Origin of the sequence: Vibrio sp. Y42_MX_L11 (genome assembly GCF_024181785.1) — a bacterium.
GTDB lineage: Bacteria > Pseudomonadota > Gammaproteobacteria > Enterobacterales > Vibrionaceae > Vibrio > Vibrio diabolicus.
Genome location: NZ_JAMZAP010000007.1, coordinates 153,712 through 177,890, shown reverse-complemented (window position 1 = coordinate 177,890; position 24,179 = coordinate 153,712). Strand labels below are relative to the sequence as shown.

Below are 24,179 nucleotides of genomic sequence, written 5' to 3'. Positions count from 1 at the left end.
GAAAACATATGGAATCAATCAAACAACAAGTTGAAGCATTACTAGAGCAAGAACCGCAATTATTGCCAGCAGCGATGGCAGAACGTCTCGGTATTTCTGAATTTGAGGTTGTTGCGGCTTTGCCGCAGGAAATGGTGGCCATCGCTCCAGGAGCGCAAGCACAAAGCATTCTAGAAGGTTTGGTTGGTTTCGGCCCGGTGACGACTATTGTTCACTCTTTTGGCTCTATTTTTGAAGTCAAAGCACCATTCCCAAAAGGAAAAGTGGCGCGTGGCTATTACAATTTAATGGGCAGAGAAGGTGAGCTACACGGTCACTTGAAACTAGATAATGTTAAAAATGTTGCGTTGGTAAGCAAACCGTTTATGGGTAGAGAGAGTCACTATTTTGGCTTTTTCTCTGAGTGCGGAAGCAATATTTTCAAAGTTTATTTAGGCCGTAACGAAAAGCGCGAGCTACTTGAAGATCAAGTCACCGCATTCCGCGCCTTACAAGCCGAATTGAAAAAGTAATCACAAACATAATCGAGGCTCAACTCGAATACTAATTAGTAAAGTCAGGTATCAATATGGATCAACAAGTTAAACAAGAGCGTTTGCAAGGTCGTTTAGGGCCAGAGATCAAAGAGTTTCGTCAGGAGCGTCGTACGCTTCAGCTTGCAACTGTCGATGCAGAAGGTCGCCCGAATGTAAGCTACGCGCCTTATGTCCAAAACCAGGAAGGTTATTTCGTTCTAATTTCTAAAATCGCTCGTCATGCCCGTAACCTTCTAGAAAACCCAAACGTTTCTTTGATGATGATCGAAGATGAAGAGCCTTCAAAGCAGTTGTTTGCTCGTAAGCGCTTAACTTTTGATGCGGTAGCAAATGTGGTTGAGCGAGACACAGAGATGTGGCACCAAGTTGTTGGACAAATGAAAGAGCGTTTTGGTGAGATTATTGATGGTCTCAGCCAACTAGAGGATTTCGTGTTGTTTAACTTAAAGCCAGAATCGGGGCTATTTGTGAAAGGCTTTGGTCAAGCGTATCAAGTCTCTGGCGACGATTTAGTGGACTTTGTTCACCTTCAAGAAGGTCACAAGAAAATCGAAAGTGCTTGATTGTAAATCGGTCATGTAAATATCGAGCATTAGGAATAATGAACGCATAAAGGGAGTTCGGTTATACTGACTCCCTTTTTTATATTGGAACAAAAGCATGAAGCCTGTGAGCAAGGAATTGAGCGAGATTTGCTATCCGTTTATTTACGAGAACAGTCCGGTTTGTGACTTTGAAATCACGGCAGATGAACTTTGTAGTCGTATTGGTTTAGTTCTCGCGATGGATCTGGACGAGTTTAGCCGCGATATACTGACAAGAATGCAGCCTAATGTTTATCACCTAAATGGTTCGGTTCGCGGAAAGCTAGCGATTACAGAAGCGGAAGTTGATGAGCTAAAGGCAGATTATGACTTGCTTAAGCAACGCATTGATGGTGGATTCAAAGGTTTCGTTCTACCTGGAGGGCACCCTGCATCCAGTCAATTGCATTTGTGCCGTTGCCAAGCTAAAAAAACGGTACGAGCATTAGTTGCGATCGAACATGCAGGTAAGAAGCAACCTGCCCCCATTCTATTTCGTTACGCGAACTTATTGGCGAATGTACTTTATAGCTTGGCTTCTTATATTAATCACATCAATCAAGTCGAAGAGACAGAGTTTGTATCTCGTAGTTACTCGATGCCAAAGAAGTGACCTGAGACACTAGCAGCCGCGAACATCAAAGCTTCTGCGCGAAAAAATGGCCGCAAAACACCATATTCGACAATTTGCTTCTTGGCTGTTTAGTTTAGAGTTAAGAAGCCATAGCTTTGGCTTCTAGTTCTTTTGCACCGCGCAGCATGGCTTCAATCAGCTCACCAGCATTGAACTTCTCAAGCGCCTCGTGTGCGCCAACTTGGTGAGCTCTGTCTACACAGATTTCGCTCGATAACGACGTATGCAAAATGCGGTATGAGTGATTAAGAGCGGAGTCATTTTGTACTTCGAATGCTAGCTCGTAGCCGTCAAGCCCTGGCATCTCAATATCACTGACCAAAATATCGATTGGTCGATGAGCCTCAGCCTCGCTTTTCATCAGCTCTAATGCGTCTAAACCATTTTTACAAATTTGGTATCCGATATTGATACTATCAAGAGCATCACACAGCTGTTTACGAGCGATGGAAGAGTCATCCACCAAAAGAATGCTTAATGCTTTTAGGCGCTCACGTTCAACATCTGTCAGCATCGGGATCTTTGAGTTTTCGTATTGCGGATAAATTTTGGAAAGTAGCAGTTCTACATCCAGCATCTGAACCGTTTTGTCTTCGTAGCGAGTAATACCTGTTACGAAAATATTTTTCCCAGCGCTCGCTGGTGGGGTTTCAATGGCTTTCCAATCGCATTCAATGATCTTCTCAATACTACGAACCATAAAGGCGACCACGGTTCGCAAACAGTCTGTCACGATCAAGTAGCAATTCTTGTATTCTTCTTCACTGATAGGACGAAAGCCGACAGCCGCTGACATGTCGATCACAGGCACTGTTAAGTTACGTATTGTAACGGTGCCAATGACGTGATGATGCGAGTAAGGGATCTTCGTGGTTGGCATATACGGAACGATTTCACGGACTTTTAGCGTGCCTATCGCGAAACTCTGTTGCAGGGTGAGTTTGAACATCAACATGCCCTGAGATTGATTCGCTTTACTAACGACTTTTGCCATGAAATAACCTTATAAATACCACCGAATTGTGTCTAATCTAATCTTATCAGACGAAGGCTTCAACCATCGGAGAGACAAATGTGAGCTTTTTAGACAATCTCTTAAAGAATAGTGATTAACTGAGCAAAACTTGGTTGTATTTTAATCTTGTTATGCCGAAAGTTTTATAGTCCCATGTATTTGAACCTTGAAGCCGCCTAGGTATAAACAAGAAATGTTTGGCGTGTTAAAAGGGATTGGGTACACTTGCGCGACCAGAATAGTGAGAGATAGATCAATGGCAAATACAGCAGCCGCATTACATATTCTTGTGAAGCACAAAGAGCAAGCAGAAGACATTATCAAGCAACTGAAAAAAGGCGCAAAGTTTCAGACACTAGCGAAGAAGTATTCCACTTGCCCGTCAGGTAAGCGCGGTGGTGATCTTGGTGAGTTCCGCCGTGGTCAAATGGTACCTCAGTTCGACAAAGTGTGCTTTTCTGGCGAGGTTCTGACGCCACATCTAGTCAAAACCAAGTTCGGCTGGCATGTTGTAAAGGTGCTTTACAGAACGTAGTGATTTCTTACAGGTAAGCTTGAGCTTTTTAAATATTACCTGTTTCTGCATATTGTGAGTAATACATGACAGGCATAAGTTAAAGCCATGTATTACTCATAAATTTCCTCTATTTCCCCTACTGTTAATCAGTACAAAGAGCTGCCGCATCAAGTTTGATTTGGCATGAGTAAGGTTTTGGGGAGTCCCAATAGATCTTATCAAATTCTGAGTTGCAACCTGCATCTTCCATTAGTGCTGTATCCCCGTCACATATCAACATAACTGCATTATTACCTTGAAACTCTGAAAGAATTCGATAATTAGAAATGTTTCCATCGATAGCTAACTGTGAGAGTTTGGTGATTTGAGCTGGATTAGCTGACATCGCATTTTCGAATATTTCTTTCTCTGTTAGTCCTGCTGTGTCTCCAAACTTGAGCTCACCGTCAACAGCTTGGGCTACATCTTTTAAAATCGAGGCCATATCAAACATGACCTCTTCAGGATATTGAGATTTGGTGGCGCAAGAAGTCAATGAGAGAAGAAGGGTGATAACGATGATTAGCTTCATAGATTTCCCCAAGTACTAAGCTGTCCATTTTCATTTCGACCAGTGTCTAAATTCCAATTTTCAAAAAAGCCAGTATCTTGGTTTTCATAAATGGAAGCTGCCAGCTTTTCCCAAAATATTTGGATTGTCTTAATCGCCTTATCAAAAATTTCATCGTAGTGCTTAATACCATCTGGCGTTTCTAAATCCTGAATATAAGTAGAGTCAACTTCGTTTGGAAGCGGGTAAGTTAACCCTAGTTTAGAAGCCACATGCCTCGCCCAAGGAAATAAGCGATGCGACTCCTCAGCATTGTCCACAACGGATTGAAATCCTTCGTGCCAGACGTTTACGTCAGGTTTGCATTCTTTAGCGTATTCGGGATAAGTAGCTGAAAGAGCATTAGACCAAATAATACGAATAACAGGATCTATTAGGTTGTTGTTATTCTGGTCCACACAACTGCCGATGTTTTCTCTGACTCTATCTGCAAGGCCAATACTTCCGAGTTGCATCCTGGACGGCCAAATATAAGCATCTTGGTGCATTTCACAAATTCTGTGTTGCTGGGCGTTTTCTGCGTAAGGGCCCACTTTTAATTCAACTACAGGATGAAGAGTAATATCGGTTGCCACATGTGCTACAAAGCCACATAACCATGAGAAGGTTTTTTCAAAGTGTTCGTTATCTGCGGCCTTTACCTGCTGAATAAGAGCATCAATTAGCTTACCAACGTGGTTGTAATGCATTTTATCTGCCCACTTATTTTGCGCAGAATTCATTAGAGCAAGGTAAGGATAGTCGGGGCTCACACAACCGAGCTCTAAATACCGTTTATTTTGAGCTAAAGCCTTTTTTGCTTCTTGAGGTATGTTTAACTTCATCAATGCATTATTAGCAGAAGCTTCATTTACCGCTGTGATATGTGCGAAAGCACCAGGCATAGTAACCTCCATGTACAGTTTAAATGCATGGAGTTTACTATGCGGACAATGTGTTCGCTGCGACTCGAGTCTTATAAAAATAATGTTTATGTATTGGATATCGAGCGAGGCATTTGCAAATTATCGCCTTAGGACTTGCGTTATCTATTTTAATGAAAATCGATAATGGCACTTCAAAAAATTAATGAAATCGTGTTATTTGATATAGGAGTCCAACACTTTCAGTACAACTTCCATATCAGCTTCACGCTTTTCTAATTCTTCCTCCAATACGACGTGCTCGATGAGATGGCCTTTGATCACCTCTTTCATTAAGCCATTTACAGCCCCTCGAATTGCAGCGATTTGTTGCAACACATCTTGGCACTCATGTTCTTCTTCCAGCATTTTTTTAAGACCATTCACCTGACCCTGTATTTTGCTGACACGGGTACTGAGCTTCTTTTGATCTCTGGTTGTATGGGACATGACTTATCTTCTTTAAGTTACTGACTGCGAGGTTCTAACTGATAATGTAGCACTCATCTTATACTGGGGGGTAGTATTAAATACTGGGGGGGAGGGAGTATAGTTTAGGGCAACTTTAGAAGAGCATATTGAGAATAACAATGGATTTTGTCGCATTATTACAACAAGGTAATGGATGGTTTTTTATACCCAGCGCCATTTTATTAGGAGCGTTACATGGATTAGAGCCAGGACATTCAAAAACGATGATGGCGGCGTTTATTGTGGCCGTAAAAGGAACAGTGAAGCAGGCGGTTATGTTGGGGCTGGCTGCAACGCTTTCCCATACGGCGATCGTATGGATAATTGCTGCGGGTGGGATGTATATAAGTCAAAGATTTACTGCAGAAGCTGCGGAGCCATGGATGCAGCTTATCTCTGGGGTAATTATCGTTTCGACGGGTTTATGGATGTTCTGGAGAACGTGGAGCGATGAGCGAGCTTGGCACAAAGCTCATAAGCAAGCTCGAGACTGGAGAACGCAAGTTGTCGATACTGGTCATGGGCATCTATCGCTTTCTATCGTAGAAGAAGGGCATCACTGCCGTTTTCAGTTACGCACACTTAACGGTAAGCCTTTAACGGCTGAAAACGTTAAACTAGTGCTACCTAACGCAATCAGGCAGCCTTCTGATATTTATCACTTTATTGAGCGCGATGGCTATTTGGAATCCGCCTCCTGTATTGAAGCCTCTGATGATTTTTTCGTCACGTTGATGGTCGGGCACCATGATCACACCCACGATTTCGAGGTGCATTTTCATGCGGATTCCCACTCGGAAGGTGAGAATAAAGAGTACCAAGATGCCCATGAGCGTGCTCACGCTCTAGATATTCAAAAGCGCTTTGGCGATCGAGATGTTACCAATGGACAAATACTTCTGTTTGGTCTGACGGGTGGGTTAATACCATGCCCGGCGGCGGTCACTGTTTTACTCATTTGTTTGCAACTTAAGGCCATGACACTTGGTGCAACCTTGGTGGTGTCGTTCAGTATTGGTCTAGCGTTAACTTTAGTTGCGGTTGGTGTTGTCGCGGCAGTGGGCGTTCAAAAAGCAACATCGAAGTGGAGTGGTTTGAACGATGTGGCTCGTCGTGCACCTTATCTATCGGGGATCTTGATTAGTGCCGTTGGTGTATATATGGGCATGCACGGGTTTACGACGTTAATGAGCTAAGCTCTGTTGTAATTATTACGTCGCTTTTTGTTTATTAAAGGTAGCTCTTTCATGTTGTGGATGATTACTAAGTACGCGTTAACCGCAGGAATAGTGGTGCTGATATCTGAAGTTGCCAAGAGAAGTGATAAAGCGGGAGCGCTGATTGCCGCGCTCCCGACGGTCACTATTTTAGCTTTGATTTGGATGTATATTGAAGGGCAAGGTCAGGAAAAGCTCGCGAACCACGCGTTTTATACTTTTTGGTATGTACTGCCTACATTGCCGATGTTTCTAGTTTTTCCTTTCTTACTGAGCCGATATTCGTTTTGGTTCTCGTTGGGAATTTGCGCCATTATTTCAATCGTTTGTTTCTTCATTGTGACCATCGTTATTAAAGAGTTTGGAATAGAATTAACTTAATTGAGCAAAGGAGAATTGTAAGAATATAGGTCGAAGCGCTCGCTTATTTATATTTTCAAGGCTCTAACTAGAACTCTTTCTTTAACGCTCGATGACAGTGTGGCCGCTTACTTGAAGTTAGCGATTGCTCTCTTGTCTTTCAGCCAAACCTCGTAGAAATGTGACGTTTTGAAGACTTTTCTTCCTTCATTCTAAAGTTATCGGTAATCAGGCAGATACAGTGGCTACAAAGTTACGTCTAGCTTTTCCAGACAGGCTAAAAATACAGTTTGTGTTGGTTATAAGAGGCGAAAGGCTTAACGCTCTGTCGTGAGCATCACATTGAATTGTACCGAGACAATTAAAATGAAAAGAATCATCTTATTAGCCGTTTGCGCCATGTTTGGTATTGCTGTCGTGGCAAGTATGGCATCAACGTACCTAATTTCGAGTCAGAAAATCGATGACATCATCTTAAACAAATCCCAAGTTCAAGCTGAGTTTTTAGCAGGAAATGCAAGTTATATTTTGGAGAACTCAGCCAACCCAATGCAAGACTTACAATCGCTCGTTGAGGGTTTGAAACAACGTTCAGACGTAAGCTATGCAGTCGTAATTGATCGCAATGTGACGGCGGTTGCTCACAGTGATAAGCAAAAGCTAAATAAAACCTACAATGATAACTACACCGTTGAAGGTGCAACCAAAGGTGTACAACAGTATTCAAAGTGGTATGCCGATGTCCAGAAAGTGTGGGTGTTTGATATCATGGCGCCGATCTACGTGAATGGTCAGTTGTACGGTACGTTTGATATTGGTATTCCTATTACAGAAGTAAGCCAAGCGACGAATGGAATTATTACTTCCCAACTGATTTCCATGGTGGTGATCTTCGTTCTGTGTGTTTTGGCTCTATCGCTGCTACTCAACAAGCTGATGCGACCGCTATCTGCGCTTAAGGAGGCGTTGCAAGACATCTCGAAAGGTGACGGAGACTTAACGGTTCGTTTACCAGCAAAAGGTAATGACGAAGTCGCACAAATTTCTTCGGCGTTCAACGTGTTTGTTGGCAAGGTACATGAAATCATTACACAAGTTGTAAATACTGGTGTAGAGCTGAATGGTTCCGCTGTCGCGCTGCGTGGACAATCTCAACAAGCGCTTGCAAGAGGGCAGGAGCAGAATGAGCAAACCATGCTGGTTGTCACGTCTATGAACGAAATGATCGCGACCGTCAACGAAATTGCGTCAAATGCTGCTGGTGCAGCGAGTGCTGCGAGTACGGCAAGTAATGAGACTCAAGATGGCTACAAGACGCTAGAACGCACCAAGACGGCGATGACGAATCTTGAAAACGAGATGAACAGTACTTCCAATATTATCGTAAGCCTTGCGGACAACACTCAGTCGATTGGTAGTATTCTCGAAGTCATTAGAGGGATCTCTGAGCAAACTAATCTACTAGCGTTAAATGCCGCTATTGAAGCAGCGCGCGCCGGTGATGCCGGACGAGGTTTCGCCGTAGTGGCAGACGAGGTTCGTAATCTTGCAACTAAAACGGCTCAGTCCACTGATGAAATTGACAATATGATCCATCAGTTGCAAACCGAAGCCCAAAGTGCGGTTAATTCAATGAGTAATAGTAGAACCCTAATTGAAGAAGGCACTGCAGAAACGGAGCTCGCTCGACAAGCACTAGAGGCAATTGCTGATCAAGTTACTACTATTTTGGATATCAATACTCAAGTGGCAACGGCAACAGAACAGCAATCAACGGTAGCAAATGAAATTAACATGAATATGGATACCGTCAGTCACTCCGTGAAAAACGCGCTAACGGCGAGTGAGCAATTGGAAGAATCAAGTCAACAACTTGCGGAATTATCGAGAACTCTCGATCGTCACGTAGGAGCGTTTAGAATTTAAACGCCAACGGAAATCCTTTTGCAAAAGCCAGTAAATCTCGATTGCTGGCTTTTTTATTTGAGAAAATCGCATGTTGAATTGCTCTACTATGCCAGTTTTTATAGTTATTGTGATAAATGATTAATGCTTAGCTAGGCGTTAAGCTTCGCGTGTTGTTTTAAGTGCTCAACAAACATAGAGATTTTCTTGGCTAAGTGCTTTCTAGAAGAGTAAAACGCATAAAGCACTAAATCTTCAGGTTCGTATTCTAGAGGGATGACTTCAAGCTTGCCGCTCTCGATCTCACCTTTGCATGATTCTATTGGAAGTATTGCGTATCCAAGCCCTGATAACGCGCCAGATTTAGCGAGATGGCCACTGTTTACTTTGAACGAGGATTGTACTGTTTGCGTAATATGACCTCCGTCGGGATTTTTAAATACCCAGGGAGCGCCATTTACTGCAGTAAGTGTCGTGATACTGGGAACATGATTTAAATCCGTAATTTTGTAAGGGCTGGCGTACTTATTAAGCAGTTGAGGCGCAGCCAAAATAGCACTGGGCCAGCGTTTTATTTCCCTTGCTACCCAATTGCTGTCAGACAAAGTCCCTCTATGAAAACTCAAAATGACATCAAAGCTATCAATAATCTCATCTTTAGGGTTTAGCGTTGTATCGCAAGATAAAGAGATTGACGGGTATTGCGTGCAAAAGGTGACAACCGCTTTGGCCAGTACAGGTGTGTCTGGCATAAGAATACGTAGCTCTCCAGTTACGGTGTGCGAGTGGCGAGTCACGGTTTCTAGCGCGTTGTTGAGTTGCTCCAATAATGGACGAGTGCTGCTATAGAGCTCTTCTCCAGCCTCGGTAGGCGTCATTCGCCTTGTTGTTCTATTGAACAACCTGATGTTTAACTTTTCTTCAAGCAGGGCAATATGTCGGCTGACATTCGATGTTGGTATATTCAAACACTCAGCGGCTCGCTTAAAGCTGTTGTTCTCATAAACACAATGAAAACTTTTTAACCAGGTTTGGTCGATGTTATCAAACATTTGATTGTCCCACTTTATTGGATTATCTAGCCAGCATATTGCACTTTATCCTCAGACTGAGTTGCATACAATTTTATTTAAAAGTCAGAGCGGGCAAACGATGCAGATGTCGTGCTACGAGGTGATAAATAATGAGGTACACATGAGTTGGCTAGAAAGGTTATTTGAGAATAAGAATATAATAGGTTCGCGCAAAGCGTCTATTCCTGAGGGCGTTTGGACAAAATGCCCTGAATGTGAACAAATACTTTATCGCGCGGCATTAAAAGAGAATTTGGAAGTATGTCCTAGGTGCTTTCATCACATGAGAATGGCTGCACGTCAAAGGTTGAACACTTTTCTGGATCATGGAACACAGCAAGAGTTGGCAAGTGAGTTGGAACCGCAGGATATTTTGGGTTTTAAAGACTTAAAGCGATATAAAGAGCGAATTGCCATCGCGCAGAAAACGACTGGAGAAAAAGATGCCTTGGTTGTGATGCAGGGGAAGTTGCTAGGCTTGCCTATTGTAGCTTGTGCGTTTGAATTTTCTTTCATGGCTGGCTCGATGGGGGCGGTGGTTGGCGAGAAATTTGTCCGCGCCGTTGAAACTGCGATTAATACAAAATCTGGGCTAGTGTGTTTTTCTGCTTGCGGAGGGGCGCGCATGCAAGAGTCTTTGGTAGCACTAATGCAAATGTCAAAAACCAGCGCCGCGTTAAACCACTTATCTGAGCACAGATTACCCTATATCTCAGTATTGACGGACCAAACTTATGGTGGCGTCTCGGCGAGTTTCGCCATGTTGGGAGACATCAATATTGGTGAGCCTAAAGCAAGCATTGGCTTTGCGGGAAGGCGTGTTATTGAACAAACGGTACGTGAAAAGCTACCAGACGAGTTTCAAAGAAGTGAGTTTTTATTGGCACATGGTGCATTAGATATGATTGTAGACAGACGTGAAATGCGTGATCGCGTTGGCGGCTTATTGGCTAAGTTAACCAACGCGAGGGTGGTCTCAGAATAGGTTGTATTAAAGTTAGACTTAGTACTTGCGTTTATTGAGCCGTAATCATTACAAACCGTTCATTTTGGCCCCATCTTGGTTCCGCATTCATTAGGCTGAGATCCAACGCCGTTTGGTATGGGTCAACAGCAAAATGGTCGCTTACTAAACCCCAGAGCATCCAGTTGATTGCGGTTTCATTCTCGGTAAGCTCTTCGAGTGGCGCTTGGAGGAAAAAGTACTCATCTTCGCCATCGTAACCGAGCCGATCATAGATAATGTTGCGTAGCTCTCGATCCAAATCATGTTGGAGGTTGATTGAGTCGTACAGTTGCTCTTCTGTGGGGCTATTCTCATGGTGATAAACATTGCGTTTTGACTCTTTGCGTAAAGTACCTGCGCCAGTTTCAATGCTTACTTTCTTTTGCGAGTGTTGCTCAAGAACTTGAATGATTTCATCCTCTAGTTGATCGAGTTTACTCAGCAAAACTTGATTGTTTATGTCACCAGCGTGGGAGGCCATCGTTTGGAAGGCTTTCACTCTCTCGTAGACTGCTTTCCCGTGAGGAAGGGTTGCAAAACACTGTTCTCGGAGCGCTTCATTGGCTTGCCAAATGCCCGAGTAGAGCTCGTAATCATGTGTATATGGTGGAAGATCTTCAGTATCTTCCCCTAATAATTCTCGCCAGCGCTTTTGCCACTGTTCTTCTTTTGCGTGTTTTACACGCGCGTATTGCTTAACCCAGCGGTTACGAAGTTTTATCCCAAAAATGGCAAGTCCCCATGGAGCGAGCAAATAAAAATAATAGTGAGAAGAGTTATCCCAAAAGTAACCGTAAACGTAAACACCAAAAGCAAGCACCCAAGTTCCAATAGTACAAGCAATAACCCCGGACATTATTGATGATTGGCGCTTTGTTTCTCTTAATGTATTACCTTCAGCACATAACCAAAAAATGCCGCCAAAAACAAAGGCAAACGTTGTCATGAAGTAGGCAAGCCCCGCTCCCAAAAATCCCCAAAGTGACATGTATTATCCCTAGCCAAATATCTGCTTATTCACTCATCAATGATTCGAGGAGTAAATGTGTTTGATTTGGAAGAGAATTTACCATTAATGCCAACCTTTTGATATGCACTCGATAACTTATTGGGAATGAGTCACAAATAAAAATAGATGGTATCAAGCATCAAAGTTTAATTTAGAACCTTTGATTGTCGTGAACTCTATCTGGAAGAGTTAAGGGTGGCGTTTAAGGGCAATTTTCCTCATGAAGTCGTTATTTAGAGAAAGGTAAATTAATGTTTTTATTGATAATTGTGAGAAATCTTGGCTTGGGATTGATCCCATAAATTTAGAGTAAAAAGCCTATTTTTGGGAGCAATTTCATAAATTTTATGATACTGATTTCACTGTTTGAGCTGTAAAGAATATAAACCCCCACTCAATGTATGTTAATAATCAATGAGTGTTGTTATGTCTCATATCCGTTTTTTCCCGCGCCATCGTTTGGCGCTTGCTTGTATGCTAGCGAGTGTGTCTAGCTTCTCTTTTGCACAAAACCAGTGCGCTGTTGCTGATTTACAACAATCGAGAGACTTGGCTGCTGCCGTTTCTGGTGCTGAGTATGATTGCTACCACGCTTGGTTTTCAGCTCCTTCCGCAACGCTGAACGATATTTACAGCGAAGCGAGCTTAAACCGTATCCAAGTCGCGTTGGATCAAGAAATTGCCCGCTATCGTGGAGAAGCAGAGCAAGCTCGTGTTCTAGAAAATCTGGGCGAGTTTATTCGTGCTGCATACTACGTTCGTTACAATGCTGGCACAGGTACACCTGAGTTTTCAGAAGCGTTGAGTCAGCGTTTTGCTCAGTCGACGAACCTATTCCTTAACAACCCTCATGCTTTGGATCAAGGCCGTGAACAAGTTGGCGCAATGAAGAGCTTGACTTTGATGGTTGATAACGTGAAACAGTTGCCGCTGACCATGGATAGCATGATGGCCGCGTTGATGCACTTTAATCGTGAAACCGCGCAGGACACTCAATGGGTCGATGGTTTAAACAACCTGTTCCGTTCTATGGCAGGTCATGTAGCAAACGATGAGTTCTACCGCTACATGGCAAACAATACTCACCATATTGATACATTAGCGAGATTCGCATCTGATAACGCTTGGGCATTGGATACGGATGCGAGCTTTATTGTTTTCAATGCATTACGTGAAACTGGTCGTTTGCTTGCGAGCCCAGATCAGGAGACCAAACGTAAAGCATTAGCTGTGATGCAACAGGTGATGCAGCGTTATCCACTGGGTAGTGAGCATGACAAACTGTGGCTCGCTGCCGTTGAAATGATGAGCTACTACGCACCAGAAGGCTTAAACGGTCTGGACCTAGACCAAGCGAAGCAAGATCTAGCAGCGCGCGTGATGCCAAATCGTTTTGAGTGTCAGGGACCTGCCATCATTCGCTCTGAAGATCTAACCGATGCTCAAGCTGCGAAAGCGTGTGAAGTACTGGCTGCGAAAGAAGCCGACTTCCATCAAGTGGCGAATACGGGCAATCAACCTGTCGCTGATGACTTGAATGATCGTGTTGAGGTGGCGGTGTTTGCTAGTAACGACAGCTACGTTGATTATTCTTCGTTCCTGTTTGGTAATACAACGGACAACGGTGGTCAGTACCTTGAAGGGAATCCATCAAAAGCGGACAATACCGCCCGTTTCGTGGCTTATCGCTATGCGAATGGCGAAGATTTATCGATCTTGAATATAGAGCATGAGTACACGCACTATTTGGACGCGCGATTTAACCAGTACGGCTCGTTCAGTGATAACTTAGCCCACGGTCATATCGTGTGGTGGCTGGAAGGTTTTGCTGAATACATGCATTACAAACAAGGCTACCAAGCGGCGATCGAACTGATTGCAGGCGGTAAACTGAGCCTTTCAACTGTGTTTGATACCACATATTCTCACGATACTAATCGTATCTATCGTTGGGGTTACTTGGCCGTTCGATTCATGCTAGAAAATCATCCGCAAGACGTAGAAAGCTTGTTGGCGTTGTCGCGCACTGGTCAGTTTGAACAGTGGGCGCAACAGGTGACGACATTAGGTCAACAATATGACGCAGAGTTTGAACGCTGGTTGGATACGTTAGAAGTGGAGCCAGAGCAACCAGTTACTGACCCAGAAGAGCCAATAGAACCAACAGAACCTGAAGCACAAGTGACTGAATTGACTGCGAACCAAAGCCTTCAACTCAGTGGCGAAGCGTACAGCGAAAAACTGTTCTACGTTGACGTACCAGCCAACACCGTTCGCTTTAATGTATCTATTGAAGGTGCGGGGGATGCGGATCTTTACATGAGCTACAACAAAGTTGCGCATTACTACGACTTTGAAATGAGCCAGTATGGCGATGGCAGCAATGAAGAGATTGTATTTGAGCCAGAGCAGGATGGTTACGTGAAAGCAGGTCGTTACTACATCAGTTTAACTGGCCGTGATAACTATGACTCAGTGAATCTTGTGGCTGCTTTAGACGTTGAAGCGCAAACACCGCCAACACAAGTGCAAGACGATTTGGCACCGGTGGTATTAGAGTCTGGTGAAGCCAAAATGCTTACCGTTCACAAGCAGCGTTATGCGGCAGTGTATGTACCTGAAGGTGTTGAAGAGATTCGTGTATGGCTAACGGCTCACTCTCAAACTGGTAATGTCGATCTATACGCCAGCAGAGAGCATTGGCCTACGGTTGAGCAACACGAGTACGTCTCCAACTATGCAGGTAGCAACGAATACCTTGCGATTCCTGTTACTGAAGCGGGCTATGTGCACTTCTCTCTTCAAGCACCAGAACAAGGTGATGACGTTGAAATGTTAGTGCACTTCAACTAAAACATGCTCGATTAGCTGAAATCGAGATAAAAAACGTCGCTCATAGAGCGGCGTTTTTGTTTGTATCGGATGCCATTGTGATCAAACAGCGGCGAATGCCAGTTAATCGGCTGATTTATCGAGTTATCCTTTGCTCTTTTTCTAAACGGCTTTAGGTTTGTATTACAATTTACCGCGCACATAAACTTTTTTAGCGACGCGTTCTGTGACCTAGCTTCTGATTTGTGCTTTCCAAACGGATACAATATATATGCACCCCGTGCAATAAAGTGAAAAGGGAAAGACATGAAAACGCTTATTTATGAAACGTTGATTAGCCTTGCTAACCAAGAACCAGAACAACATGCAAGAATCCGACAAAATCTATATGAACAGTTGGATCTGCCGTTCGATAAGCAGCTGGCTTTGTATTCTTGTGCCCTTGGTCCTGCAAGTTCAGGCAAGTTGGAGAGTAGTCAAGGCATTAACAACGCGGTAGATTGCGCGGTTAAACTGCTTGAAACCCCTGAGCGCTAATTCACTCGTTGTTTAAATCACGGCCCGATCCCCAAGGGCCGTTTTTAATTGCCTTTAAATTGATTTCAACGTCGTGATTACTCTGCTCTTTCCGCCAGCACTTCTTTGAAGGCAAACATGCCGTTTAATGCCGCTGGAAACCCTGCGTAGACGGACATCTGTAAGATGACTTCTTTAATTTCAGCCTCGCTGCAGCCTACATTCAGTGCTGCATTGAGATGTACTTTCAGTTGTGGCGAACAATTCCCCATTGCCGTTAGCGCGGCGACGGTTGCGATTTCTCTCGATTTTAGGTCTAAGCCTGGGCGAGCATAAATATCGCCAAACGGGTACTCAATGGTGTACTGAGCTAAATCTGGGCAAATATCTTGTAAGCTTTCGATAACATTGTGACCAGCGTCGCCATCAATGTGAGAGAGTAGTTCTAATCCTTTGTTAAAGCGTGATTGTTCCATCGATATGTTCCTAGTGAATAAATGCAAACATACCTTAATCGTTAGAGTTAACTCTAAGTCAACGAACTTTTCCGCTTTTATACAAGGCAATTTTTTCTTCTAGAGCCGTTAAGTGCTTTTGCTGCTGTTCAATGTGGAGCTTGAGGTTTTCTTGGTGTTGCTCTAGCAAGGCTTGGCGTTGTCGTACAGATTCTGAGCCGACTTCCCTTAATTTTGCATATTCCAGAATCTCTTCAAGCGGCATTGCAGTTTCTTTTAATCGCTTTACGAAGCTAATCCAGCTTAGATCTTTCGCACTATACACTCGATGCCCACTCGCGTTTCTATGGACATGTTTAAGTAAGCCAATTTTTTCATAGTATCGAAGTGTATGAGCAGACAAGCCGACGAGGCTAGAAAACTCTTTGATATTCATGATTACCCTCCAAGGTAATTCATACCAATAGGCATAAGCTAAGTTCCGCATTTTGAAGTCATTTCGGGATAGATACAAACGGTAATCTTCCATGTTTTAAGGTGGGATACGCAGAAGGGGGCTGTTTTGAATACGCGCCAAACGTGATCCACCTGCCAGTTTCACTTTATTAAAAATTAGTTACTCAATAGAGTGGTTTGACTGTTTTTAGTCTTTGGCCTCCTTTAGGGCGTACCCGGGCATTTTCTTTCATATATTTTGAATGCAATTTTTTGCAATATAAAACAATGACTTAATTTATTTTATGTGCGGTGTGCTTGAATGCCATCTACTCGTTTACGTTCAGAACCGTTTCTACTTGTGCAATGGAGGAGTCACTACGCCTTCATTTTCAGCCTTGAGTTAGGGCGAAAAGGGTGAGGGCGTCTGATGAATAGCTCTTATAATTTCGACTATTGAATTCACTCACAAAAAAATGCAAACAAGTAATCGTGAGTGAAAACGAGTAGGAGAACAACATGAGTGGCTCACAGGAAATACAATCATTCGGTGCGAATGTTATCTTACATGCGTTTGATTGGAAGTATGCTGACATTGCCCAACGAGCAAAAGAAATCCACGAGCTAGGTTACGGCTCCGTGTTGGTTTCGCCACCAATGAAAAGCGCCCACGATGATCGCTGGTGGCAGCGCTATCAACCTCAAGATTACCGTGTCATCGACAATGCGTTGGGTGATACCAAAGACTTTATCCGTATGGTTCGTGAACTGGATCAAGTTGGCGTGTGGGTTTACGCTGACGTGGTGTTTAACCATATGGCAAATGAGGCCCACCTTCGCCGAGACCTCCAATATCCAAGGCAAGAGGTCTTGGAGGAATACCAACAAAACAAACAGAAATATCAGTCGCTAACGTTATTTGGCGACTTATCTCAACCGCTTTTTGATGAAGAGGACTTTGTTGAAGCGTTCGGTATTAAAGACTGGAAAGATAAATGGCAGGTACAAAATGGACGCATCACTGGTGGACCAACTGATCCTGGCTTGCCAACCCTCCGTGTTTGTGACCATGTCGTTGAGCAGCAACGCGCTTGCCTAAAAGCACTGAAAGCCATTGGTGTGAAAGGTTTTCGTATTGATGCCGCGAAACACATGACGTTAGAGCATCTTAAACGTGTTTGGACAGACGACATCACGCGCGATGTGCATATATTTGGCGAAATTATTACCGATGGCGGTGCGACAGAAGAAGAGTATCAGTTGTTTCTTGAGCCGTATTTACAGGAAACTCGCTTAGGCGCTTACGATTTCCCGTTGTTCTCGACCATTTTTAAGGCGTTTGCTAAAAAGGGCAGTTTCAAGTCGTTGATTGACCCATACTGTTTCGGTCAGGCCCTTTCGCCTGGTCGCGCCATTACATTTGTTGTCACGCATGACATTCCTAACAATGACGTTTTTCTTGATCTGATCATGGATGAGGAAAACGAATGGTTAGCTTATGCCTACATTCTAGGCCGCGATGGTGGTGTGCCATTGGTTTATACCGACTTAAACACTAGCGGTATTACAGATAAAAATGGCAAACCAAGATGGCAAGGCGCATGGAACGATCCGCGAATGGCGAAAATGATCCAGTTCCACAATATGACGCATGGCGAGTCGATGAGTGTTCTTGAAGGTAACGATGATATGCTGGTACTTAAGCGAGGGAGCAAAGGCATTGTCGTGCTTAATAAATCGCAGCGTCAGCAGTCTTTGGCATTGAAAATGGATGGCGACTGGGTGGATTTGATGACGGATCAGGACGTTCCATCTGACGGTAAGTTAATTGTGCCACCTAAAGCCTCGATGTTGCTCGTCGAAAACTAAAAAATAAAACACCGAGCTTAGCGAGCTCGGTGTTTATGTTTGTCGGCGGTCATTCAAGAACGGGTAAAGTCTAATGTAAAACCGAAGTCTTTCGCCTCTGCTATGAGGTTATGAGCACTCATTAACGCAACATTCAGCCTTTAAAAAGCCGATCACATCATCTAAACATTGGTACTCTGCAACGCAAAAAAGGGTTCGCCCCTCACGACGTTGGGTGAGAAGCCCGGCTGAGGCTAGACTAGAAATATGATGAGAGAGAGTGGATGCAGGAATGCCAAGCTTTTCTTGTACGCCGCCTACCGCGATACCTTTGTATCCCGCTTTGACAACTTCTTTGTAAATACTTAAACGAGTAGGATGCCCCAACTCTTTTAGTGCTTTAGCGACGGCTTCAAGCTCCATACTGACCTCTAAAGAATGACTACAGTAAATTTGTTTCGATAATAGGGAAAGTCTCGGTAAATGCCAACTCTTGTGATCTAGGAACGATTTAAATCAGATGAGATTCATACCGGCTCATACCAGCACAACAATAATTGTCTACTCCAATGAGACAGATCAATCTTCATTATTATTTCACCCCACGTTCAAACTCCCTCGTCTACACTCATGGGTGAGTTGTTAGTTGGCAGACCAAGGAGGCGGCCATGATTGCGGTTCATAGAGATTATTGTTTGTCTAACAGTTCGGATTTACATGCTCGCGTTAAAGTTAACCCTGTCGGTAAATTAGAAGTTGAGATTGTAGAACTTCAAGAGCGCCATACCACAGAGTTTGATGATTTGTCTTTTGAGAGCCGTGGGTGTGAAACTCGAATCTGTGGTAAAGAAGACACAACTCCGTGGCAGTTCAATCTTGCAGTTACTGATGCGTTAGAGCTTTCTCACTTAGTGGAAGAAGCAAACGAAGAGTATGAGATTTTAATGAATGATCTTATGTAATCTCGTGAGAAGATCATTTTATCCTGCACGGCATGTGACTCGGTACTGAAAAAGAAAAACCTCCCAAACGGGAGGTTTTTAATATTGAGCAAGTTACCGTCAGAGCGGCTCTTCTCTCGGCGGTGTTAGTTCTTGAACGTTATCTTCATTGAAGTCATCGGCGTAACCTTTCGGCGGTGGAGTCCATCCACGTTCTGAGCGCGAGAGTTTGTCATGGCGATCTTTTTGCATCTCTTCCGCCATTTTTTCCTCTAACTGAATAAACAGTTGTCGGAAATTGTTGTCATAACGTTCGCCTTCAGAATCATCTTCCCAAGCTTTATAGAGTAGCTCGGACTTGCGTGCTTCAACACGCTTGTATGTCGCTTTTTGCTGCTCAACAAAGAAGGGATGAATACCAAGTGCTTTCATCGTGTGACCGCCCATCTCCAATGCGGAATGGTAGGTTTCCGATTCAATAATATCAGCCCCAGCTTGACGCAAAAGATAGCCGTGACCACGGTCAAAGGCGCGTGCGATCACCGTTACTTTGGGGTACGTGTGTTTGACGTACTTCACCAATTCCACACTTGATTCTTGGTTATCAATTGCGACGACCAACGCAGCCGCATGCTCGATGCCTGCAGTGTGCAGCATATCTGGTCGAGTCGCATCGCCAAAATAAGCGCGAGTGCCAATCTGGCGCATGTTATCGACTTGGTTGGCTTGGTGATCGAGCACCACTGTTGTTACACCATTAGAAACAAGCAAGCGGTTAACAATCTGACCAAAACGGCCGATACCAGCGATGATTACTGTGCCTTTTTCTTCAATCGTATCGCTTTCCCTTTCGTTTGATTGAGTTTCAAAACGCGGCAGTATTAATTTGTCAAATAGAATGAACAAACCTGGCGTTAAGAACATTGAGATAGCAACAACCAGCGCAAGCGTTTGCGAGAGTTCAAACGGAATGACGTGGTTTTGCACAGAGAAGCTTAGCAACACAAAACCAAATTCACCCGCTTGAGCCAAGCTTAAGGTAAACAGCCAGCGGTTGCTGCCTTTCACTCTAAATATCAGCGCGAGAATAAATAGCACCAAGGCTTTCAATACCATCACGCCAATGGTCAGTGCCATGATCAACCAAAAGTCACCAAATAGAACTGAGAAATTGATCCCTGCGCCGACGGTGATGAAGAACAGACCCAGCAGCAACCCTTTAAATGGTTCGATATTGGACTCTAACTCGTGACGGAATTCGCTGTTCGCCAATACAACGCCAGCCAAGAAGGTTCCTAAGGCAGGAGATAAGCCCACTAAACTCATCAGTGCTGCGATGCCGATCACCAGCATCAATGCGGTGGCGGTAAAAATCTCACGCAGCCCAGAGCTAGCAACATAGCTCAGCAGAGGTCGACTTAAAAAGTGACCACCAACGACAACAATCGCAATCGATGCTGTGATGACTATTCCGTACGCCCAGCCCGGTAAATCTGCCACGAGGTTTAAATCGTCATGATGCTGCGCAGCCGTTTGAACGGCACTTTGTGCTTGTTCGACTAACTCCGGCAGTGCCAGCAATGGAATAAAGGCCAACATCGGGATAACAGCGATATCTTGGAAAAGCAAAACAGAGAACGCGTTTTGTCCGCCTTCTGTCTTCGTTAACCCTTTTTCGCTAAAAGTTTGCAAAACAATCGCGGTAGAAGAAAGGGCGAAAATCAAACCGATGGCTAAGGCAATGGTCCAAGGCTGCTCAAAGTACAGGGCAATACCCATAATCGCCGCGATGGTACCGCCAACTTGAAGACCACCTAAGCCCATTAAACGATTTCGCATTGACCAGAGCATTTTAGGCTCTAGCTCTAACCCCACTAGGAATAGCATCATCACCACGCCAAATTCGGCAAAGTGCTGAATTGTCGTTGTTTCCTCACCGACTAAACCGATAATTGGACCAATTACCACACCAGCGATGAGGTAACCTAAAACTGAACCGAGCCCTAAACGCTTGGCAAGTGGTACCGCAATTACAGCGGCAATCAAATACACGAAGGCTTGTAAGAATATCCCTGTCATGAAGCCTCCTTGATGAGCTTCGGAAGTGCGCTGTTGAGTTTGATTAATGACGCAGCTGCTTCAACATCCAGTCTATCTTCGACTAATGCTGTTAGCAGGCTTTTGTACCGTTCGACATGACGGGGAATTCGTCCTTCTTCTTCGGCTGTACGTGCGCCGAACAAAGCAAGAGGCGCAATGTAGTGCATACCCGTGAGCGCTGACATTTGCTCAATAGGAGCGAGCAGTTCCCGAATCGTAAAATGGTTGTAGCCTTCGGCTTTATAGGCTTCTTCCTTGCCGCCGGCCGAAAGTACGCACAGCATGGTTTTACCTTGTAGTTCGGTTCCTTCAGTCCCGTAAGCAAAGCCATACTCCAAAACCAGATCTTGCCACTCTTTTAAAATTGCTGGGGTTGAATACCAATATAGTGGGAATTGAAAAACCACTACATCATGCTCACGCAAGCGTTGTTGTTCACGGTCGATATTGATATCGAAACGAGGGTATTCACCATAGAGATCAACACATGTCACGCCTTCAATTTTTTGAGCTTCTTTGAAAAGTGGAGTATTCACTTCTGAACGATGCTGGGAAGGATGAGCAAAGAGAATTAATACTTTTTTATTCGCCATAAGGATCCTTGCTATCTAAATAACCATGCCCGGTAGGAGCGCAGGTTGGTTAGAAAATGTAACTCATAAATGGCCGTCAAGCTAGCTTGGAAAAGTGCTTAAGCTGTTTCAATATCAATAAAAAACCACCAAATAAGTTGGTGGTTTTGGCAAGCGTCAAATTTTAATTAATCATGAATAGGAACGACTAAAATATCGACTGGTGACTTGTTGATAAGATGTCTTGAGTAGGAAATGATTTTGCTCCAGAAATCTTGGTGATGGCCACAAATCAGCAAGTCCACTTCTTGCTCTTTGATGGTAATTTCGAGCTTATCGGCTAAATCACCAGTACCCACGAAGAAGTGTTTGAGTGGATAATCCATGTACTCACTGAATGTTCTCAAACATTCCATAGAGTGCTCATTCAGCGGCCTTTGGTCTGGGTTCTCTTTAATGTCTACGAGCTCACGATAAATTTCCCCGTGAGTTCCATCAATATGGATGAATGAAATATCGGAGTCGAGATAGTTAGCCATCGCTACGGCCCTGTCGATCAGAACAGTGCTCTCATCGGACAGTTCGAGTGCAACAAGGATATGTTTGTATTTCATTACCACGCCCTTATGTGGATTAGCTTTACTGTAAGCATAGTATGGCTTGGGCAAAATTTGTGTAGATAAGATCTCGAATTCGTTCAAAGTTTTGATAAATAATGCTGCTTGCTTTTTAGTCAGAAAACCCGCTAAACTTCGCAAATCATTTCTCTAGGAGATTACGCCAACATGAAGAACTAAACCTGTTATCCATATTTTTACTTATTTTTTGGATCTGCAGGGTTAGTAGGCGTAGCTCACTTTCCGATATTTCTTTGCAACAAGACAAATTTTTTATTTGACGTTTATCGTCGAGCTTTACATAAAGCTTACTGCGTTTGTGCACGCGTTTTGTTGCAATCTCAAATCATAGCTACGGCTGTTGTCCCTGTCATACAGGAGGCAAATTATGCCAGTTTTACAAGCTTTTAATGTTAGCCATCAGTTTGATAATGGCGAGACGATATTCCAGTCTATTTCTTGTTCCATGACTAAACGACGTGTTGGTTTGGTTGGGCGCAATGGCATCGGTAAGTCGCTTTTGGCTTCCATTTTGGCGGGCGAAACTCAACCTGCCAGCGGTGTTGTGACTTCTCCCTCTTCTTTCATGATGTATCGCCAGCAGCCGTCTGATTTGCTTTCAGGTCAGCAATCGATCGCCCAGTTTCTGGGCAAAGATGCGGTCTTGCATGCTTTAAAGCAGATTGAACAAGGTGATGTTTCTGAACATTGGTTCGAACTGGTTGGCGAGCAGTGGGATATTGAATTGAAACTCAAACAGCAGCTCGCTGCGATGGGATTACCGCAAGACCCTGATTTCTCTTGTGCTCGGCTCAGTGGTGGTCAGTTGGCGCGTTTGCAGTTATGGAAGTTGTTTGAAAACGAAACGGAGCTTTTGATTCTCGATGAGCCATCCAATCACCTCGATACCGAGGCGAAACAATGGCTGATAGAGTCTATGAGGCATTTCGGTGGCGCGATTTTACTCATCAGTCACGATCGTGAGCTGCTTCGAGCAATGGAGGAAATTTGGGAACTATCGGGCTTAGGCTTACAAGTTTTTGGTGGAAATTACGATGTGTATGCCGAGCAAAAACGCACTGAGCTACAAGCGGTCGAAAGGCAGTTAGCGCAGGTCGATAAACAGAAAAAACAGTTAGCTGAGCAAGCCCAGAAAAATCGCGAAAAAGCAGACCAACGCGCCGCGCAAGGGAACAAACTGCGCAAAGACGGCAGTCAGCCCAAAATTTTGCTTGATGGCAAAAAGGATAGCGCGACCGCCAGCGCCTCAAATCGGAATAAGAATGAGCAACTCAGACAAGTGCATTTACAAGCCAAAGAGCGGGCGTTGCAATCGCGACATGAGCAGCTCAAAGCGCAAAAGCTTTATCTTGCAGATAATCCGAACCGTTCGCGAAAAGTGTTGTCGATACAAGAAGGTATATTGCCTTTTGGAGATTCTACTCCTATCACTTTGCAGATTTTTGCGAACGATAAAGTCCATCTCAAAGGGAAAAATGGCTGCGGAAAGTCAACCTTGTTAAAGACGTTGCTTGGCGAGTTGTCGTTGCTGAGTGGTGAGCTGCAAGTGAATACACCCTTGTATTATCTTGACCAACACTTTGGCGCAGTGAATCCAAATCTTTCGTTACTTGAGAACGTAATGGAGACCTGCCAAGAGATGACGGAAAGTGAAGCGAGAACCTTACTGGCGGGGATCGGTTTTCGTCGAGACGCTGTGTTTCGGTTGGGATGCGTACTAAGCGGTGGCGAGAAGATGAAGCTCGCAATGCTGATCGTCAGCCATCAACACTCCCAGCCTTTGCTGCTGCTTGATGAACCAGATAATCATCTCGATCTCGAGTCAAAAATAATGCTTAGTCAGGCGTTAAATGCATACAAAGGTGGATTTGTTCTGATTAGTCACGACCAAGATTTCGCTTCTGAGTCTGGGGTTTTGCGTCAAATCGAACTGAATTAAACGAAAGAGAGTAAACGCCATCGTAGCTCTTCAGCGTTGTTCCTAAGCTCTACACCGCCACTTA

Annotated in this window: 25 protein-coding genes; 13 read left to right on the top strand and 12 right to left on the bottom strand. The window is 44.0% G+C overall.

The window, feature by feature from the left end:
• Positions 1 to 8: 8 nt before the first annotated feature.
• The 3 genes from hutX to NL643_RS09815 all read left to right on the top strand — a co-directional run bounded on the left by hutX (position 9) and on the right by NL643_RS09815 (position 1,733).
• The gene (hutX, locus tag NL643_RS09825; RefSeq protein WP_047008487.1) at positions 9 to 512 is read left to right on the top strand and encodes a heme utilization cystosolic carrier protein HutX; all 504 of its coding nucleotides are present in this window, start codon (positions 9 to 11) and stop codon (positions 510 to 512) included.
• 56 nt (positions 513 to 568) lie between these two features.
• Entirely contained in the window at positions 569 to 1,099 is a 531-nt protein-coding gene (gene hutZ, locus NL643_RS09820; protein ID WP_253644356.1) for a heme utilization protein HutZ, read from the top strand.
• A gap of 97 nt (positions 1,100 to 1,196) precedes the next feature.
• Positions 1,197 to 1,733, top strand: a complete 537-nt coding sequence (locus NL643_RS09815; RefSeq protein WP_253644355.1) for an ATP:cob(I)alamin adenosyltransferase — start codon at positions 1,197 to 1,199, stop codon at positions 1,731 to 1,733.
• Positions 1,734 to 1,833: 100 nt separating this feature from the next.
• Here NL643_RS09815 and NL643_RS09810 read toward each other — a convergent pair whose 3' ends face one another.
• Complete coding sequence (locus tag NL643_RS09810) at positions 1,834 to 2,748, bottom strand: chemotaxis protein (RefSeq protein ID WP_005392519.1); 915 nt, start codon at positions 2,746 to 2,748, stop codon at positions 1,834 to 1,836.
• Positions 2,749 to 2,962: 214 nt separating this feature from the next.
• On the opposite strand from NL643_RS09810, the gene ppiC reads away from it, so the two are divergent.
• Positions 2,963 to 3,304 (top strand): peptidylprolyl isomerase PpiC, encoded by a 342-nt coding sequence (gene ppiC, locus NL643_RS09805; protein WP_074189873.1) that lies wholly within the window; start codon positions 2,963 to 2,965, stop codon positions 3,302 to 3,304.
• A gap of 124 nt (positions 3,305 to 3,428) precedes the next feature.
• Here the strand turns inward: ppiC and NL643_RS09800 are convergent, their stop codons facing one another.
• The 3 genes from NL643_RS09800 to rcnR all read right to left on the bottom strand — a co-directional run bounded on the left by NL643_RS09800 (position 3,429) and on the right by rcnR (position 5,248).
• Positions 3,429 to 3,857 carry a hypothetical protein gene (locus NL643_RS09800; RefSeq protein ID WP_253644354.1) on the bottom strand — a complete coding sequence of 143 codons (429 nt, stop codon included), beginning with the start codon at positions 3,855 to 3,857 and terminating at the stop codon, positions 3,429 to 3,431.
• Positions 3,854 to 4,780: a zinc dependent phospholipase C family protein gene (locus tag NL643_RS09795; RefSeq protein WP_139059242.1), complete on the bottom strand. Its 927-nt coding sequence runs from the start codon at positions 4,778 to 4,780 to the stop codon at positions 3,854 to 3,856. The genes NL643_RS09800 and NL643_RS09795 overlap by 4 nt, the downstream gene beginning before the upstream one ends.
• Before the next feature lie 195 nt (positions 4,781 to 4,975).
• Positions 4,976 to 5,248, bottom strand: a complete 273-nt coding sequence (gene rcnR, locus NL643_RS09790) for a Ni(II)/Co(II)-binding transcriptional repressor RcnR (protein ID WP_041853119.1) — start codon at positions 5,246 to 5,248, stop codon at positions 4,976 to 4,978.
• Positions 5,249 to 5,388: 140 nt separating this feature from the next.
• Here rcnR and NL643_RS09785 point away from each other — a divergent pair, with 140 nt between their 5' ends.
• The 3 genes from NL643_RS09785 (at position 5,389) to NL643_RS09775 (ending at position 8,772) form a co-directional block, all read left to right on the top strand.
• Entirely contained in the window at positions 5,389 to 6,465 is a 1,077-nt protein-coding gene (locus NL643_RS09785) for a nickel/cobalt efflux protein RcnA (protein WP_237311246.1), read from the top strand.
• A 51-nt stretch (positions 6,466 to 6,516) separates the two neighbouring features.
• The gene (locus NL643_RS09780) at positions 6,517 to 6,867 is read left to right on the top strand and encodes a DUF3147 family protein (RefSeq protein ID WP_005392525.1); all 351 of its coding nucleotides are present in this window, start codon (positions 6,517 to 6,519) and stop codon (positions 6,865 to 6,867) included.
• 345 nt (positions 6,868 to 7,212) lie between these two features.
• Positions 7,213 to 8,772, top strand: coding sequence for a methyl-accepting chemotaxis protein (locus NL643_RS09775; protein ID WP_048625305.1), 1,560 nt, complete (start codon positions 7,213 to 7,215; stop codon positions 8,770 to 8,772).
• Between the two features lie 131 nt (positions 8,773 to 8,903).
• Here NL643_RS09775 and NL643_RS09770 read toward each other — a convergent pair whose 3' ends face one another.
• A complete protein-coding gene (locus NL643_RS09770; protein ID WP_253644353.1) occupies positions 8,904 to 9,803 on the bottom strand; it encodes a LysR family transcriptional regulator in 900 nt (299 codons plus the stop codon).
• Between the two features lie 142 nt (positions 9,804 to 9,945).
• Here NL643_RS09770 and accD point away from each other — a divergent pair, with 142 nt between their 5' ends.
• Positions 9,946 to 10,809: an acetyl-CoA carboxylase, carboxyltransferase subunit beta gene (gene accD, locus NL643_RS09765; RefSeq protein ID WP_253644352.1), complete on the top strand. Its 864-nt coding sequence runs from the start codon at positions 9,946 to 9,948 to the stop codon at positions 10,807 to 10,809.
• A 31-nt stretch (positions 10,810 to 10,840) separates the two neighbouring features.
• Here accD and NL643_RS09760 read toward each other — a convergent pair whose 3' ends face one another.
• A complete protein-coding gene (locus tag NL643_RS09760) occupies positions 10,841 to 11,818 on the bottom strand; it encodes a hypothetical protein (protein ID WP_253644351.1) in 978 nt (325 codons plus the stop codon).
• 447 nt (positions 11,819 to 12,265) lie between these two features.
• On the opposite strand from NL643_RS09760, the gene NL643_RS09755 reads away from it, so the two are divergent.
• A complete protein-coding gene (locus tag NL643_RS09755) occupies positions 12,266 to 14,692 on the top strand; it encodes a M9 family metallopeptidase (RefSeq protein WP_253644350.1) in 2,427 nt (808 codons plus the stop codon).
• A gap of 285 nt (positions 14,693 to 14,977) precedes the next feature.
• A complete protein-coding gene (locus NL643_RS09750) occupies positions 14,978 to 15,208 on the top strand; it encodes a PAS factor family protein (protein WP_005375384.1) in 231 nt (76 codons plus the stop codon).
• Positions 15,209 to 15,285: 77 nt separating this feature from the next.
• Here the strand turns inward: NL643_RS09750 and NL643_RS09745 are convergent, their stop codons facing one another.
• Positions 15,286 to 15,663, bottom strand: coding sequence for a carboxymuconolactone decarboxylase family protein (locus NL643_RS09745; RefSeq protein ID WP_053809605.1), 378 nt, complete (start codon positions 15,661 to 15,663; stop codon positions 15,286 to 15,288).
• Positions 15,664 to 15,721: 58 nt separating this feature from the next.
• Entirely contained in the window at positions 15,722 to 16,078 is a 357-nt protein-coding gene (locus tag NL643_RS09740) for a MerR family transcriptional regulator (RefSeq protein ID WP_005392533.1), read from the bottom strand.
• Between the two features lie 518 nt (positions 16,079 to 16,596).
• Between NL643_RS09740 and NL643_RS09735 the strand changes: the two genes are divergently transcribed.
• Complete coding sequence (locus NL643_RS09735; RefSeq protein WP_253644349.1) at positions 16,597 to 17,946, top strand: alpha-amylase family protein; 1,350 nt, start codon at positions 16,597 to 16,599, stop codon at positions 17,944 to 17,946.
• Positions 17,947 to 18,054: 108 nt separating this feature from the next.
• Here the strand turns inward: NL643_RS09735 and NL643_RS09730 are convergent, their stop codons facing one another.
• A complete protein-coding gene (locus tag NL643_RS09730; protein ID WP_005375388.1) occupies positions 18,055 to 18,348 on the bottom strand; it encodes a helix-turn-helix transcriptional regulator in 294 nt (97 codons plus the stop codon).
• 245 nt (positions 18,349 to 18,593) lie between these two features.
• On the opposite strand from NL643_RS09730, the gene NL643_RS09725 reads away from it, so the two are divergent.
• Entirely contained in the window at positions 18,594 to 18,887 is a 294-nt protein-coding gene (locus tag NL643_RS09725; protein WP_054867530.1) for a hypothetical protein, read from the top strand.
• Between the two features lie 99 nt (positions 18,888 to 18,986).
• On the opposite strand, the gene NL643_RS09720 is transcribed toward NL643_RS09725, so the two are convergent.
• The 3 genes from NL643_RS09720 to NL643_RS09710 all read right to left on the bottom strand — a co-directional run bounded on the left by NL643_RS09720 (position 18,987) and on the right by NL643_RS09710 (position 22,152).
• The gene (locus tag NL643_RS09720; protein ID WP_253644348.1) at positions 18,987 to 20,945 is read right to left on the bottom strand and encodes a monovalent cation:proton antiporter-2 (CPA2) family protein; all 1,959 of its coding nucleotides are present in this window, start codon (positions 20,943 to 20,945) and stop codon (positions 18,987 to 18,989) included.
• Positions 20,942 to 21,559 (bottom strand): NAD(P)H-dependent oxidoreductase, encoded by a 618-nt coding sequence (locus NL643_RS09715; protein ID WP_005392538.1) that lies wholly within the window; start codon positions 21,557 to 21,559, stop codon positions 20,942 to 20,944. The genes NL643_RS09720 and NL643_RS09715 overlap by 4 nt, the downstream gene beginning before the upstream one ends.
• Positions 21,560 to 21,726: 167 nt before the next feature.
• Complete coding sequence (locus NL643_RS09710) at positions 21,727 to 22,152, bottom strand: universal stress protein (RefSeq protein ID WP_005392539.1); 426 nt, start codon at positions 22,150 to 22,152, stop codon at positions 21,727 to 21,729.
• Between the two features lie 391 nt (positions 22,153 to 22,543).
• Here NL643_RS09710 and NL643_RS09705 point away from each other — a divergent pair, with 391 nt between their 5' ends.
• Positions 22,544 to 24,115, top strand: coding sequence for an ATP-binding cassette domain-containing protein (locus tag NL643_RS09705; protein ID WP_253644347.1), 1,572 nt, complete (start codon positions 22,544 to 22,546; stop codon positions 24,113 to 24,115).
• The last annotated feature ends 64 nt before the right edge of the window (positions 24,116 to 24,179 follow it).